Raw genomic sequence first — 16475 nt, 5'->3', positions numbered from 1 at the left:
TTTTTTATATCTTTTTATGAGGATTCTCTCAAATATATATGATATTGCGTATTGACTTCAGCATTGCACTCAAACTTAAAATATGCTTGTTAATTATCAAACAATAGATTAGGGGGAAGATACATGAAAAGATCTTTAATTAAAAGACTTTCAGCTGTTATTGCACTTACTTTAAGTATTTCATTAGTAAGTTGCACAACAAACAATAATGCTAACAGCGATAAAAACTTATCTTTTAAAGCTGGTACTTACTCAGCAACTGGAAAAGGGAATAATGGAGACATAAAAATTGAAGTTACTGTAAGCGATTCAAAAATAGAGTCTATAAATGTAACTGAATCTTATGAAACTCCAGGACTTGGTGATGTTGCTCTAGATTCAATGATTGAAAGTATACTATCTACTCAAAGCCTAGGTATTGATACTGTAACAGGTGCAACTAATAGTTCAAATGGTTTAATAGAAGCATTAGAAGCTTGCTTAACTGAAGCTGGTGGAGATTTAGACGCTTTAAAAGTAGCAGTTGAAAAAAATGGTGAAGATGAAGTTATGGAAACTGAAGTTGTAGTTATTGGTGGAGGTGCCTCTGGTACTGCTGCTGCACTTCAAGCTACTGATGATGGTGGTAAAGTTATATTAGTTGAAATGACAGCCTCTCCAGCTGGACAAGGAACTATGGCTGGGGGAATGTTTGCTACTAACTCTAGTAAGCAAGTTGAAAAAGGCGAGGTTGTAGATGGAAAATGGTATTATGACCAATTCATAACTACAAGTAATTATAATGCTAACGGTGGTTTATTAAGTAAAGTTATTAACAACTCTGGAGATACTGTAGATTGGCTAGAGGAAAATGGTTGTGATCTTATATTAGCGCATCCATCAACTGGTGGATATTATGAGCATAAAGAGACTCATCCAGCTTCTACTTTACATGGATATGTTGAAGGTGGTACTATCGCTTTAACTAATCTTCATAAATCAATTGAAGAAAAAGGTGGTACTGTTTTATACTCTACTACAGCAAAAGAATTAATAATTGAAAATGGTGTAGTTAAAGGAATTATAGCTGAAAAAGCTGATGGAGGGAATTTAACAATTAATGCTCAATCAGTAATATTAGCTACTGGAGGCTTTGGGGGTAACGAGGAAAAAGTTGCCGAAACTTTTGGCGAAGGCTTTGGTGTTTCTAGAGTTTCAACTAACATTGGAACTGGTATAGATATGGCAATATCTGCAGGTGCTTCAGCTAATTATGAAGATGCAATAACTATGCATTATGGAGTATCTAGAGGTGGAACAAATTGGAATACCACTTTAAATGCTGCACTTCTTAATCCATATTTACATGTAGATGTTGATGGAAATAGATTTATGAACGAAGAATCTTTCATATTTGAACCAATTAAATCTTCAAATGTAATTAAATCTCTTCCTCAAAGAACTGCTTATGAAATATTTGATAACACTATGATAGAAACAGTTAAAGAAAAAGGATTTGCAGGAATTACTGATGTGTTTAGTGGTGAACTCGCTACTGATCCTACAGTATTCGTAGAAGTAGGCCATCCTGTTAATACAGCAGATAGATACGAGGCAAGTATAACACCAGAAGACTTAACTGAAGAAATCGAAGCTTTAGTTCAAGAAGGAAAAATAATAAAAGCTGAAAGCCCTGAAGAATTAGCTGAAAAGTTAGGAATGACTAACCTAGTAGATACAATAAATAGATATAATGAATTATGTGCATCTGGTGAAGATACAGATCACTTTAAATCATCTAAGTACTTAGATAACTTAGAAGGTACTTTATATGCAGTAAAAATAACACCATCTGTATTCCTAGGAACTCTAGGTGGAATTGACATAAATGATAATTGTGAGGTCTTAGACGCTAATGGTAAGGCAATACAAGGACTTTACGCTGCTGGAGCTGAAACAAATGGAGCTTATGGAAATAGCTATGTATACTTTGAAGGTGGTACTTTAGGTTATGCTTATGGTACTGGTAGAATAGCTGGTTCATCAGCAGTTTTAAACCTAAAAAAATAATTATAGCCCCTAAAAAATTTTAATATCTTTAATGTATTAAAATAATTAAATACAAAAAATGGATATCACCAAAAGGTGATATCCATTTCTATTTGGTTTATATTTCATTTTTCAAGATAAAGGTTTTATCCTGAATGGTTGTTTGGGCAAATTATAATGCTTTTAAAGCTACTGAGTTTAATATACTCCATGGCTTGTTAAAGTGTGGTTGAAAGAAGAAGTCTGTCATAGCTAACTCTTCAATAGTCATATTATTTTGAATAACTACTGATAAAGTATTCATAAATTGAGTTAAATCAATTTTAGATGCTATTTGTCCTCCTAATATTCTTCTTGTATCTTTATCATAAACAAGCTTAATTAAAGCTTTTTCGTAAGTTGGCATAAATTCTGGTCTATAGTTATCTTCTAATGTTACAGACGCAACATTGTAGTTTGTAGTTGCTTTAGCAACACCTTCAGTTAATCCAGTTGAAGATATACATTGTTCGTAAATCTTTATTCCTGATGTTCCTTGAGTTCCCATATACTTAAGTGTTGGCTCATTTATATTTCTAGCAACTAAAGTACCCATTCTTACTGCATTTGTAGCAAGTGGAATATATCTTGTATCATTAGCTGGATTATATTTAACTACACAACAATCTCCTGCTGCAAATACGTCTTCTCTGCTTGTTCTCATGTATTCGTCAATTATTATAGCTCCATTTGGTAGGGTTTCTAACTTACCTTGAACCAACTTAGTACTTGGTGCAAATCCAATACAAAGAACTACTAAATCTCCTTCATAACTTCCTTTTTCAGTAACAACTCTTGTTACCTTTCCATTTTCACCTTCAAACTTTTGAACTTTTTGTCCTAAAGCAAAGTTTACTCCCTTAGCTTTAAATTCTGTTTCAGCAAGATCAGTAAATTCTTTATCTAAATATTTAGGCATTATTCTATCTTCAGCATCGATTAATGTTACATTTTTACCTTTCATTTCGAAAGCTTCAACTAATTCAACACCAATATAACCTGCTCCGATTATAACTACATTTTTAGCATGTTCAGCTTTTTCAATTATTGTTAAAGCGTGGTCATGATTTTTACATAAAAGAATATTTTCTAAATCTCCACCTTCAAATCTAGGAACTATTGGCCATGATCCTAAAGTAAGAACTAATTTATCATAATTATCTTCAAACTCTTCATTTGTAACTAGGTTTTTAACTTTTACCTTTTTATTGTCAAAATCTATATCTAAAACTTCATGTTTCATGTTAGTAACTACACCTTGTTTAGCTAAGTTTTCTGGAGAGTTATAGAAAAGATCCTTAGTTTCTTTAATTACTCCTCCAACATTTAAAGCTATTCCACATGATAAGAATGATATATTATCGTTCTTTTCATATATTGTAATTTCACTCTCTGGGTGAAGTGCCTTTAAATTAACTACTGCTGCTGTTCCAGCATGTGTACATCCAACAACTACTACTTTCATTTCATTTCCTCCCGGATATCGTTTATTTTTTAATTAACATTGCTTATTAATAATTATTATCTATAAATAGATAATACTCCTATTTTTTATAGAAGTAAATACTTTTTTATTAATTCTACTTAATATATTATTCCCTTTAATTATTTTTTATAATAAAAAAAATCAGCCTAAGCTGATTTTCTATTTTATATTTTATCTATCTAGTTCCTGAAGTTTCAAAATCTATAAGTTCCCATGCCCAAATATCGAAATTGTATTTCATAGTTGCATAAATATCAATTCTACCATCTTTATTATAAGGCGCTATTCCAACCTTCGTAGCCTCAAAATTACCTTCTTCCGTCATAGTACATAGTGAATCTACATAGGACGGTGCAAAAGCATATTTAACTCCATTATATTCAAAGTAACCTTTTCCGTAAATATCAGTACTTAACCCATTTAAAAAGCTTTCTCCTGCAGTAAATAATGGTTCTAACCCATAATTTTCCCTATATACTATATCTTCAATATACCAACCTCTTTTATATTTTAAAGTTGCTGTACCATAAAGTTGTACATAAGCTGCCGGATAATTAACTTCTTGCCCTAAGTCTACTAAAATTACTCCTTCTTTTTCTGTTCTTATATCTATGACATAAGTACCACCTACATAATTTTGCTCATAATCTATAGTCTTCTTAACTTCTTCTATAGCCTTCTGCTCAATAAGTTCTGATTCAACTATTAAAGTGTAAATTTCATCTTGTGTTATTTCCGTAGGTCTATTAAGCTCGTTATATATAATAGATCCACCTATAGTAAATACTACAGATGCAAGTAAGATTAATGCTACAACCTTCTGCCATCTTCCAGACTTTATATCTTTCTTTATATTATTAAACTTAATTCTATCACTGTAAATAGCCTTTCTATTACTTTTAACTTTCTCATCTATCTCTACTTCACTATCATTATCAAATTCACTATCATATCTTATATAATCATTAACTTTATTTAATTCTGTACTATCTTCTGATTTAACTCCACATTTCTTATTAATCTGTTGATCTAAATATTTTAAAAATGAAACCTCTTCTTTTTTGTTAAATATTCTCCTAGGAATATTTATTATATAACCAGAAATTAGATTAATAAAAATATTATTTTCAGTAACTATAACATCACTTACAAAAGACCATTCTATCCTACTATAAAATCCTTCTAACTCCCTAATTATATAATCATCTGTTAACGTAATAGATGTATCTTTCATAGAGTCAATACTCTTCGAAAACTCATTTCCTGCCATCTTATTTAAAATACTTCTTCTATTATAATCATAAATTTTCCTACTAAATATAAGCCAAAACACAATAAAGACTCCAGCTACAATAAATGTTGGAAGATAATTTGGTTTAATATAATCCGAAGTTGAACCCACTAATATAAAAATTACAGCAATGATAGTTACTAAATTAATCAGCTTAGCTCTTCTATGAAGCAAATTTCCACTATCCTTAAGTACTAATAGTTCCTGATAATCTTCCTTACTATATCTAAATGTTAATTTCATACTTATCCCCCATTCTTAAAAACAATCCCCTAATCTTTTGTAAAGTAAAATACTTATCCTAACTTAACATTTATCTATTAAGTTCCTTATAACTAATAAATCCATATTCTGAATTAGCTGATTTAATAGCTCTCATGATAGCCTCTTCCATAACCTTAGTAGCTAGAAGTCCTGCTACATTAACGTCACATTTAACCTTTCCTGTTGCCATAGTAAATATTGTGTCACCATCAAACATAGTGTGCGCTGGTCTCATAGTTCTTCCATAAGCATTATGACTCATTGATGCAACCTTATTTGCCTCTGCCTTTGTTAAATCTGCATTAGTTACAACAACTCCGATAGTAGTATTCCCATTAAATGCATCTTTTTTATTATCATACATTCCAATCATCATTTTTTCAGTATCAGCAAAAGTCTTCATATCTTCATTTAAAGCACCCGCAATAATTTCCCCATTTTCATAATTGATTACATCACCTAAACAGTTAACAGATACTACGGCTCCAATTTTTAAATCTCCAACTTGAACTGCATACATTCCAAGTCCACCCTTCATAGCATATTGTGGCCCTTTAAACTTCCCTACTACAGCTCCAGTTCCAGCTCCAATATTGCCATTTACATTTTCATTATAACTTTCTGAATTTATACAAGCTCTTAATCCCATTTCCTTATCAGGTCGTGACTTCATATCACCACATATAAGATCAAATATTACTGCCTGACATACTATTGGTACTTTCGTAACTGCAACATCATGCCCAACATTTCTTGCTTCAAGATACTCCATAACACCAGCTGATGCATCTAATCCAAAAGCACTTCCTCCAGATAAAACTACAGCATTAATTTTCTGAATCATCTGAATTGGATTTAAAAGATCAGTTTCTCTTGTTCCAGGTGCTCCACCTCTTACATCGACACCTGCCGAAGCTCCTTCTTCAGAAATTAAAACTGTGCAGCCTGTCGCTCCTATTCTGTCTTGAGCATGACCTATTTTAATTCCATCAATATCTGCAATATTTATTTCCTTCATATAATGTTCTCCTTTTATAATATCAATATTATTTGAAATGATTTTTATATTATATACCAATAATAGATTACTACTTACTATAAATCTACTCTCTATTATGAAATGTTATCTTAAACTTAATTATCTGTATCTATGAATTTATTAACCTCAATAGCTTCATCATAATTCTCGATTACAGATGTTGTTCTATCAAAGGACTCTTTTATTCTTTCTCTACCCTCCTCAGTCAAATAATCTGCATCATCAATAGTAGCTGGTACAACTTCATAAAAAAGTTTAGCATCTTTACCATACCAGTTTACCCATGTTGGGATATATGTTGGTATATCAACTGTAATTTCATTAGTTTCCATATCTTTATTTACTTTAACAGATACAATTGCTCCATCTTCCGTATATGGATTTCCTATTCTTTCAGTTCTTTGACTTGATAAGAAATTTCCCATTGAATATACTACAGCTGTATCACTGCTTCCATCACTGGATTGTATCATATCTATAGGTTGAAGAGAATGCGGATGAGTTCCAAATATAATATCAACTTTCTCATCAGCCAAAAATTGTGCTATCTGTTTTTGGATATCATTAGGTTCTAACTCATATTCATCACCCCAATGCATATAAAAAACAATTACTTCTGCCCCATCTTCCCTCATTAACTCTATCTGTTCCTTCATATTAAGCATATCGTTCTCTAACGTATCTGGATGATAATAATTCATTAGTTGTAATAAATCATAGGGAATTGAAATTCCATTTACACCAAAATTACCATCTTCTACTGTCATAGTATATCCATAAGATATAACTCCTACATTTATTCCCTTAACATCTTTTATAATATATCTCTTATCATCAATACTTTCTCTTGTTCCTATAACATCAAAACCTCTATCAACTAATGTTTTCCTTGTCCTGTAATAACCGTTAACATCTCTATCTAAACAATGATTATTCATATTTGCTACAATATCATATCCAGCGCTCTTCATTGCATCTGCTAATGAATCTGGACTATTAAAACTTGGATATCCTGAAAATCCATAATTCTCTATTCCTGATAACGTAGTTTCTAAATTTCCAATAGCCAAATCAGCTTTTTCTAAATATTTCTTTATGTACTTAAAATTATTATTAAAATCATATTCATCAGTTTCTGAGTTGTATTGAGTTTCTAATATTTCTTTATGAATTAATATGTCTCCTGTGGCAACTATTTCAATAGTATTTATATCGTTCACTACCTCACTAATATTCTCTTCATTTTTATTGTTGTAATCCTCTTCTATTTCCTCACTTGCTATTCCTTCATCTCTATTCTCTTTATTATTAAAAAGAACTTTTTCATTTTTTCCTATTAATAGCGCAAGTAAAATTATTATAATTATTGCTAGTCCAAGAATTTTTCCTAACTTATTCTTCATTATACCCTCCCCCTCAGGTTATATCACTTACTAGTTATTATACAATTATTCTGTATAATTTTACAATTAATGCATTTAATTTTCAATAATTCTATTTCTATAAAAAATGCTCTGTTACATATTTCAACTAATATTAAACAATTACTACCATATTTCATAAACTTATATCTACGTAATTATTTAATATTAATATCTTTATCTAACAGAGCAGAATCTCTATATTAATCCATATTTTTTAAAACTATTATATATTCCATCTTCATCATGAGTTCCTGTTATATCACAAGCTATCTCCTTTAAAGCTTCCTTAGCATTTCCCATAGCTATACCACAATTAACATACTGTAGCATCTCCATATCATTAATTCCATCACCATATGCAAATGTAACCTCTTTAGATAATCCTAAGTGTTCTAGTAAATACTCAATAGCTAAGGCCTTATGTACTCCAGGTACTGATAACTCACCACTATTTTCTCCAAACATTGGAACAGTACAATGTATAACATTAAACTTATCCTTAAATTCTTCCTTTATAACTTCTATAGAAGTTTCTGAATCTAAGAAAGATACTTTATTTATATCATCTCTAATTAAATTCTCTCCTTCTATTAAAGCTTCTATAAACTGTCCTATTCCTTTTTCTAACTCCTTATACTGTTCACTTTCTTTATCTACACCTTCAAAAACTAATCTCTTTAATGTCTTCTTACAATTCTTACTTGCAAATAAACCACCATTTGACTCTAAATAGAAATCTATGTTATTTTCATCAAAATATCTTACTAAATGCTCAACATCTTCTCTACTTACCTTTTTATGAAGAATCATTTCATTATTAACCTCAATATATCCTCCAGCAGCACCTATAACTCCATCAAATCCTATTTCCATTATATCGTCATATAACTCTGCTTTTGAACGGCCTGTACACAAAAATATATAGTGTCCATTTTCTTTTGCTTTTCTTACTGCTATTTTTGCTGATTCTGGTACTACTCCATTGTCGTTTACTAATGTTCCATCTACATCTAAAAACACAACTTTTTTACTCATATAAATATCCTCTTCCTCTTGTTATTATGTCTTTATTATTACATTAGATATATATATGAGATTTTCAAATTATGAAAATATTATCATTCCCCCCATTAAAAAGATATAATATTCTCTTAACACCAACCCCTTCCATATTATTACCATTTACTATGTTATAATGAATATATCATGTCTTATCATTAAAATATAGGAGGATATATATGTATGTTAACCTTAGAAAAGACAATATAAATTCTTTTAATATTAATACTAATCTAAATGACATAGGTAAGTTTTTAGCTGTTAGGGATTTAGAGTTCTTATCTAAAGAAGCTTTGCTTAATAAATATGATATAGATAAAGTAGACGTATTAATCTTACTTGGCAATGCTATCCCTTACACTATAGAAGTTGCTCATAATGCTTATAAAAATAAACTTTGTAGTAAAATATTAATTTCTGGTGGAATCGGACATTCTACAAACCTTTTAAGAAACGCTATAAAAGCTAATGTTAAATACAAAAATATAGAAACAAAGAATAGATCAGAAGCAGATATTTTTAAAGATATTTTAGTAAATTATTATGATGTTTCTGAAGATGATATAATTCTTGAAAGCCAATCTACTAACTGCGGAGACAATGCTTTAAAGTCCGTTAACCTTCTAGATAATCTAAACATAAAGTATAACTCTATAATGCTAATTCAAGATCCAACTATGCAACTTAGAAGCTATGCATCATTTTATAAATACTTAAAAGATAGAAATACTATTATTATAAACTATTCTCCATTTATCCCAGAGCTAGATGGTAACATGAATTTTATTAATAAAAATGTAGATGGAATATGGGACATTACTAGATATTTAGATCTTATTTCTGGCGAAATACCAAGACTTAGAGATGATAATAAAGGATATGGCCCTAATGGTAAAAACTTTATAGCTCATATAGATATACCTAGTGATATTCTTGAAAAGTATAATGAATTAATAAATATAATTACTAATAGAAGATAAACTAAAGGAAGTCCAACAAATTGCTGGACTTCCTTATTTAACTTATATCAGATTAACAAAGCTGAAATTATATTCCAAATTATCATTATAACAGCTACAGTCCCTACTATTTTAAGTAAATCTATAGCTTCCACTCTTACTACTCGAAGCACTGAATCTTTATTTTGTAAAACCATACTCTTTTTCCCTGATTTCTTCGCCTTAATTTCAAAGTTCAAAAAAGCATACAATCTTATTAATATAGTAAAAATTATTATTAATGTTCCTAAAAGTCTGCAGAGAGCTACATCAGCAAAATTCCCACCAAATAAATATAAAGCTGTACCTATTACAATTGATAATAATGCTTTTAAATTTCCTATAAGTCCGTTATTTATAAATCTCCAAGTTATATATCTTTCAATTATAGATTTTTTCTTCTGCTCACTTAGTTCTTTCTCATAACAATGATAATGATAAGGCTTACCATTTACAATAACTAACTCCTCGTACTCCTCAATAACATCTAAACATTTTTCACAATAAACATGTTGTGACATATTAAATGCCTCCATATTAATATTTTTATTTTCCCACCCACTATATTTTATGCTGATTTTTTGAATTATTGATAGACTTAAAAAGGGGTATCTATGCTATTATTAACACTTTATTAATAAAATCGAACTCTATTTTTATAGTATTATCGCCTACGTTATTATATATATAAAACTCCCAAAAACTTCTTTAAAAATTTGCTAATATACTATTTATTTACAATTAATTTATGTACGATATAATTATACTATATTTGGCAATAATATTAATTATATTAAGGAGGCGTAGCAATGATTGGTATAAGCTATATTTATTTTCTTATTTCGTCACTAATACTTTGGTTCATATATAGATTTATTTCTCATAAAAAATATAATAAAATCAACATATTAAGAGAGGTTTTTATTAATTTTTTCTTTATCTATTTCTTAATAGTTATTTATTTTACATTCTTCAAAGGTGGTATACTTCACCTTGATTTGCAGATGAGATCATATGCAAATATAATCCCTTTACTAGAAACAATAAAAATGTTTCAAGATAATTTTATGGGTCTTGGTAACTCGCTTTATAATGTTATTGGAAACATATTGTTATTTATTCCATTTGGATTCGCTATACCATTGCTCTTTAAGAATCATAATAAATTATTCAAAGTTACCTTATATGGATTTATAGCTTCTTTTTCAATTGAATTACTTCAATATTTAACGTGTACAAATTTTACAGATATTGATGATGTTATATTTAATACATTAGGTGCCTTAGTAGGCTTTTTAACATTTAACATCTTTATGTTTATAGTAAGAAAAACTAACATTATATATCCAATTGAAAAAATAAGAAAAACTTATGATGGAAGCTTAATATTTTTAAGTTCAAAATTTTTATTACCACTTACTTTATGTAGCATAAGCTTATTCTTTAGTATTCTTTACAGTTCTACTATATCTGGAAATCTTTCAGATGAAGAAATTGCTAAGGCTGTTTTTAACTATAATACAGAAGGTAATTATGTAGCCACAGAACAATTCTTTAATCATAAACTATTTCTCCAAGATAATGGTGAATATTTAGAGCTTAAAATAGCAGATGAAGTTTTAAATAATAGATATGTTCAAGGATATTCAAGACAAATTCCTTGGAATAAAGATAGTTATGGTTATTCAGTTGCCCTAATATCAGAAGATGATGAGTCAACAGGAGTAATTGTATTTGGTAAAAATAATGATGCAAAAACAATTGAGATTACTCTTAATAATAATGTGTATTCAACTTTTATTTCACCTGATACTTTCTTTATCATCACATATCCTACCTTCGAGATGTTAGATGATAATTCAGATATATATAACATATATTCAACTGGTAAATCTAAAGACTTAAAAATAACATTTAACGAAGATGATAAAACTAAATGTAATCATATGAAATTTTTAAAGTAATAAATATCCTTCAGAAAGATAACTTCTGAAGGATATTGGTATAATATTTAATTCTAGTTCATATCATTTTTCATTGTTGAATTTAAACTTCCAACATACACCCATATATCACCCAATATAAATGAAACAGTAATTATAATAAATGTTAATAGGGGTACTGATTTATCACTAAATAATGTAATAATGATCTGTACTAAGTCAATTATAAAAAAAGTATAAAATACAAAAGTATTCTACACTTATTAAATCAATTCTTTATTATATATTAATATTGTAAATATTCAACTTCATTTACTATCTTCTTAGTATTTTCTTTATTATATAAATACATAGCCTTAGAAATATCAGCAATTTTATCTGGTCCATTATATACATTATCAGTCATCATAATTATTATATAAGGTTCTTCTGTAAAAACTATTCCAACATCGTGGGTATACCCTTCATCACTTCCTATTTTGTGAGCTACAATATTTTGTGGTAAATACTTATCTAATCTATCATGAAAATCTGTATTTTTAAGATAATCTATCAAGGTCTTATAATTAGAATTATTTCTATTTTCATATATATATTTTAGCACCTCCAATTCAACTCTTGCAGATGTTACATTATCATAATCTCCATAATCAATACCTAAAATCTCAAAAAGTCTCCATTTAAAATTATTCCATCCACCAATATAACTATAAACCATAGTAGCCGCTATATTATCAGAATATTTTATAGTATACTCTATTAATGTTCCTAATGGTAATGCTCCAAAACTTAAATCATATTGCAAAATACCTGTCCCTCCTTGATATTGCCATGGACTATAATATACTAAATCCTCTAAAGTTATCTCACCACACTCTACCATATTATAAGCAACAAGACTTAATCCTACCTTATAAATACTTGCAGCATTCATATATAAATCTTCATTAAAGGCTAATCTTTCTTCTGTTTCTAAGTTGTAATATATAAAGCTTGTACTATATTTATCCTCACCTAAATAATTATTTATTCTATCCATTATATCAATATTATAAAGTTGATTATCTAATTCTACTTCCATATCTTCATTTTCTATTTCTTCATTGTCTTCATAAATCATTTCTTCTGATACATCTGCATCACTAGCTTCGCTATTATCCACATTATCTTCAACTTCATTACCTTCTTCTACTTCAGTTATATATATTTTTTCTTCATCCAAAAAAGAATCTTCTTTTTTATCCACTGCATAATTAAGTACATCTGTAACTTCAACATCAGCTCTTGCCCTAATTCCATTATTTATCGCTGCACTTCCAAAAATAATAATTGCACATAAAACCATAAAATTCCTAACAACATTTCTCACTAACTACACACCCTTAAGATATTTTAACTTTGTCAATAATTTCTATTAATATTCTATGATGAAGTGCTTTATTTATTATGAATTTATTATGAAATTATTATATAAAAAAAGACCTTAAACTACATATAAATAGTCAAGATCTCCTTATTACATTTACTCTTTAACCCAATATTCACTACAGTTATTAGATCTATCTAAAAATCCGTACTCAATTAAAGCTCTTCTTAAAGTTACATAATCATCAAATATTCTTTCTAAAATTCTATTAATATCTTTTTCAGAATACTTCTTACCATATTTAAAGTTTTTACTTATTTCCTCTAATACTATAACCTTTTTCTTCTCTCTTGCTGGATAACTTTTCAATCTTTTATTTTCATCCATATAAACTTCAATGACTTTAGTCTTTTCTTCATCAGTTATATTAAATCTATCATCTAATGTAGTGGCACTCTTGTGTGGATCACATATAGTTGAATCATCTAATATATTTATTTTTTTATTAATACCATTTGATAATAAATCCATCATAGCTAAAAACAACTTTGCTTGTTTCTCTTTTTCTCTTAATTTATAACGATGATTTCTTATAGTAGAATTAGCTACTTTTAACTTTGCTGCTATTTCCTTATCTGATAATCCCATAGCCATTAACTCTAATATACCTTTTTGAACTTCGGATATCCCAGTAAAAGCTGAATTCATATTTAATAAATAACTAAGCATTGATTTATGCTTTTCTTGTATATGAATTTCAGCAGACTTTCTTGCATCATAAAACTTTCCATCGATTTCATATACTCTACCAATCGTAAAAACCTCATCACATATTAAACATTTAATATGTTCACCATCTTCAATATAACCTTTTTTTACTTGTTCAATAGATGCTTCCCAAAAACTTTGACTTACCTCCATTTAATTCACTCCTTTTACAATTCACTTCCTTATAATACCATTATATAAACTTATATACTTTTTGTCTATATATTAATAAACATTTTTAGTTTTTGTTTTGATAATTCTATATAAAAAAGGATAACTTAAAATAAGCTATCCTTTTTATACTTTTTTAATATTCATTTTTAGCTTTCATGAATACTTAACTCAATTTATGCCACTCTTTTACTGTTATTATAGAAGTAACAACTATAGTTACAATTATAAACATAGTATTATATCCTACTCTTTTATTTCTCCAGCCAGTATCTTATTTAATTTATTTTGAACTAACCATAACTTCTTTTGCTTTCTATTATAAGCTACCATTTGATTTTTATTGTTTTTGCTCAAATCCATAGCTTTCTTATAGTGATCATCTGCTATATTTAATGCATCTTTTATAACTGCAAGTTCTTCGTTAGTAAACATCTACTTTCCTCCTAAAATTTTTCTTGAATTATTATATCATATAATCTCTTTCTATAAAATCCTATGCTAAATTTTCTTTTTCTTCTTCCCCGTCCACCCTTAAAAATCTCTTTGATGTAAGCTTTATTCCAATTGCTCCTATTGGTGCAGTAATAAGAACACTAAGTATTGCTATAGCCTGCATTACATCGCCATATACAACTCCCATTTTTAATGGTATACCTGCTTTTGCTGATTGTACTGTTGCTTTAGGAAGATATGCTATAACACAAAACATCCGCTCTTTTAATGTTAGGTTTGTTCCAATTAATGAAATTAATACTCCTATAGATCTCATAGTTAGCGAAATTATAAGCATTACTGTTCCCACAAAAAAATACTCTCCAACTAACTTTGGATTTATAGCCATACCAACAAAAGCAAACAAATATAGCTTCCCATATTTCCATACGACATTTATTCCATCTTGTATATTTTTCGCCATATCTCCTAAATATGTTCTTAATAGAAATCCATAAATCATTATTATAAGTAATGAATTAAATAATTTAAAGTGTGTAATATTTTCAATAAGTCTTATAGTTAAACATATTACTAATACACCTATTACTTTAAGCTTATTATCTTTTATCTTTTTTATAATAGGCTTTGTTATTATGGCTAATATCCAAGCTACAGCTATGCTAAGCACTATAGTCATTGGTATATTAACTATTTCACTTAGTACAGAAATTTTTTCTCCACTAACTCCTGACATATATACTGCTAGAAATGTTGTAAATAAAGTTATAGCTACTGTATCATCAGCAGATGCTCCTACTAATAACATTTGTGGAATAGCCTTATCTTGACCAATTTTTTTATTTATAAGCTCAACCATTGATGGCACTAATACAGCTGGACTTACTGCTGCTATTATAAATCCTAGTATCCCTCCTTGAACAAAAGTAAACCCTAAGAAAATAGTAGATAAAAAAGCTATAGTAAATCCTTCAATTAGCGCCGGTATAGCACTTAACAAAACAGCTGGCCTACCTATACTTCTCATTTGATTTAAACTTATTCCAAGTCCTCCAATAAATAATACAGTTACTAATGCAATATCCTTTATATAAGGTGCTATCTCCATTGTACCTGCTGGAACTATATTTAAAAATGTAGGGCCAATTATCATCCCTATAAGTATCATACCAATAAGTGATGGTAATTTTATAAATTCAACAATTCTACCACTCCAATATGCAGCTAACCCTATCGCTATTAACGATATTATAATTTTTAATATATCCATTTTTCTCCCATCCTCTATATCTATTTTTCTAACTATTATTTAGTTTGGTTAATTATATTATTAATAATTCCAAAAAAATTAGACTCCTACCCTATAAGGGTAGGAGTCATTAGCTTTACGCGATTATGGCGAACTCCATCGCCGTTTTTATTAACTTTAACATTTAGTATAATATCATACAAATACTACTTTGTCCATCTAAGTAAAATCATTCTATTAAAATTAAATTTATTTAGTACCTGTACTTCCAAAGCCTCCACGATCAGCATTCCCAAATGATTCAACCTCTTCAAATTCTATCTCTGGCATAACTTCCATTATTCTAAATTGAGCTACTTTATCCCCTTTTTTTATCCATGTTCCTTTTTGTTCTACATCATCAATAACTTCTACTGTTTTATGTTGTAAACAATAGACTGGCATATGCCATTGATCATTATCGCCTATATATGTATCATCAACAACTCCAAGGCCATTTGTCTGTATTATCCCCCAAGTTTTAAATGTCGAGCTTCTAGGAGCTAAATGACCTTCCCATCCTTGAGGCAACTCTAAAGCAAAACCTAACGGAATCATAGCCCTTTCATTTACTGGCACAAACATATCCTTATTAGCATATACATCTATCCAATTACCTTTAGTTATCTTCTCTAATTTAGTTGCACCTTCAAAATATTTAATTCTCATTTTCATACGTAAATCATCCTTTCTCATGTTTAGACTTTACGCCTCTAAAACATGTTATATTGTATCATATCATCTATTTAAAATCCAAACTTATGATTCAACAAAAAGAATGACAAATAAATTTATATTATATTGTCATTCTTTATAAAAAATGAAATTTTATCATTTTTATCTTTAAATAATTGC

At 28.8% G+C, this 16475-nt stretch carries 14 protein-coding genes and 1 riboswitch; of the genes, 3 read left to right on the top strand and 11 right to left on the bottom strand.

Translation table 11 applies throughout. The features are described from left to right. Positions 1-123 precede the first annotated feature (123 nt). Positions 124-2049 (top strand): FAD-dependent oxidoreductase, encoded by a 1926-nt coding sequence (locus H8S20_RS11830; RefSeq protein WP_186860248.1) that lies wholly within the window; start codon positions 124-126, stop codon positions 2047-2049. A gap of 151 nt (positions 2050-2200) precedes the next feature. Here H8S20_RS11830 and H8S20_RS11825 read toward each other — a convergent pair whose 3' ends face one another. The 5 genes from H8S20_RS11825 to H8S20_RS11805 form a co-directional block, all read right to left on the bottom strand. Beyond that, positions 2201-3532, bottom strand: coding sequence for an FAD-dependent oxidoreductase (locus tag H8S20_RS11825; protein WP_186860247.1), 1332 nt, complete (start codon positions 3530-3532; stop codon positions 2201-2203). A 196-nt stretch (positions 3533-3728) separates the two neighbouring features. Then, positions 3729-5087 carry a YcxB family protein gene (locus tag H8S20_RS11820; RefSeq protein ID WP_186860246.1) on the bottom strand — a complete coding sequence of 453 codons (1359 nt, stop codon included), beginning with the start codon at positions 5085-5087 and terminating at the stop codon, positions 3729-3731. A gap of 70 nt (positions 5088-5157) precedes the next feature. Next, positions 5158-6126 (bottom strand): P1 family peptidase, encoded by a 969-nt coding sequence (locus H8S20_RS11815; RefSeq protein ID WP_032119568.1) that lies wholly within the window; start codon positions 6124-6126, stop codon positions 5158-5160. Positions 6127-6242: 116 nt separating this feature from the next. After that, on the bottom strand, positions 6243-7550 hold the full coding sequence (locus H8S20_RS11810; protein WP_186860245.1) for a CapA family protein: 1308 nt from the start codon (positions 7548-7550) through the stop codon (positions 6243-6245). 216 nt (positions 7551-7766) lie between these two features. Further along, positions 7767-8606, bottom strand: coding sequence for an HAD family hydrolase (locus H8S20_RS11805; protein ID WP_186860244.1), 840 nt, complete (start codon positions 8604-8606; stop codon positions 7767-7769). Between the two features lie 203 nt (positions 8607-8809). Between H8S20_RS11805 and H8S20_RS11800 the strand changes: the two genes are divergently transcribed. Further along, a complete protein-coding gene (locus H8S20_RS11800; RefSeq protein ID WP_186860243.1) occupies positions 8810-9610 on the top strand; it encodes a YdcF family protein in 801 nt (266 codons plus the stop codon). Positions 9611-9657: 47 nt separating this feature from the next. Here the strand turns inward: H8S20_RS11800 and H8S20_RS11795 are convergent, their stop codons facing one another. Continuing rightward, positions 9658-10149 (bottom strand): hypothetical protein, encoded by a 492-nt coding sequence (locus tag H8S20_RS11795; RefSeq protein WP_186860242.1) that lies wholly within the window; start codon positions 10147-10149, stop codon positions 9658-9660. 288 nt (positions 10150-10437) lie between these two features. Here H8S20_RS11795 and H8S20_RS11790 point away from each other — a divergent pair, with 288 nt between their 5' ends. Continuing rightward, the gene (locus H8S20_RS11790) at positions 10438-11592 is read left to right on the top strand and encodes a VanZ family protein (protein ID WP_186860241.1); all 1155 of its coding nucleotides are present in this window, start codon (positions 10438-10440) and stop codon (positions 11590-11592) included. Between the two features lie 265 nt (positions 11593-11857). Here H8S20_RS11790 and H8S20_RS20490 read toward each other — a convergent pair whose 3' ends face one another. The 5 genes from H8S20_RS20490 to H8S20_RS11765 all read right to left on the bottom strand — a co-directional run bounded on the left by H8S20_RS20490 (position 11858) and on the right by H8S20_RS11765 (position 16295). After that, positions 11858-12940, bottom strand: a complete 1083-nt coding sequence (locus tag H8S20_RS20490; protein WP_186860240.1) for a serine hydrolase — start codon at positions 12938-12940, stop codon at positions 11858-11860. Positions 12941-13093: 153 nt separating this feature from the next. Next, complete coding sequence (locus H8S20_RS11780; protein WP_186860239.1) at positions 13094-13858, bottom strand: DUF2087 domain-containing protein; 765 nt, start codon at positions 13856-13858, stop codon at positions 13094-13096. Positions 13859-14122: 264 nt separating this feature from the next. Further along, positions 14123-14311: a hypothetical protein gene (locus H8S20_RS11775; RefSeq protein WP_032119575.1), complete on the bottom strand. Its 189-nt coding sequence runs from the start codon at positions 14309-14311 to the stop codon at positions 14123-14125. 61 nt (positions 14312-14372) lie between these two features. Next, positions 14373-15602, bottom strand: coding sequence for a cation:proton antiporter domain-containing protein (locus H8S20_RS11770; RefSeq protein WP_186860238.1), 1230 nt, complete (start codon positions 15600-15602; stop codon positions 14373-14375). Between the two features lie 93 nt (positions 15603-15695). Then, positions 15696-15754, bottom strand: a riboswitch (Fluoride riboswitch). 76 nt (positions 15755-15830) lie between these two features. After that, positions 15831-16295, bottom strand: coding sequence for a dUTP diphosphatase (locus tag H8S20_RS11765; RefSeq protein ID WP_186860237.1), 465 nt, complete (start codon positions 16293-16295; stop codon positions 15831-15833). Positions 16296-16475 lie beyond the last annotated feature (180 nt).

This window comes from Clostridium hominis (assembly GCF_014287825.1).
GTDB lineage: Bacteria > Bacillota > Clostridia > Clostridiales > Clostridiaceae > Clostridium > Clostridium hominis.
The sequence above is the reverse complement of the archived record's forward strand: the minus strand, read 5'-3'. Positions and strand labels throughout refer to the sequence as shown.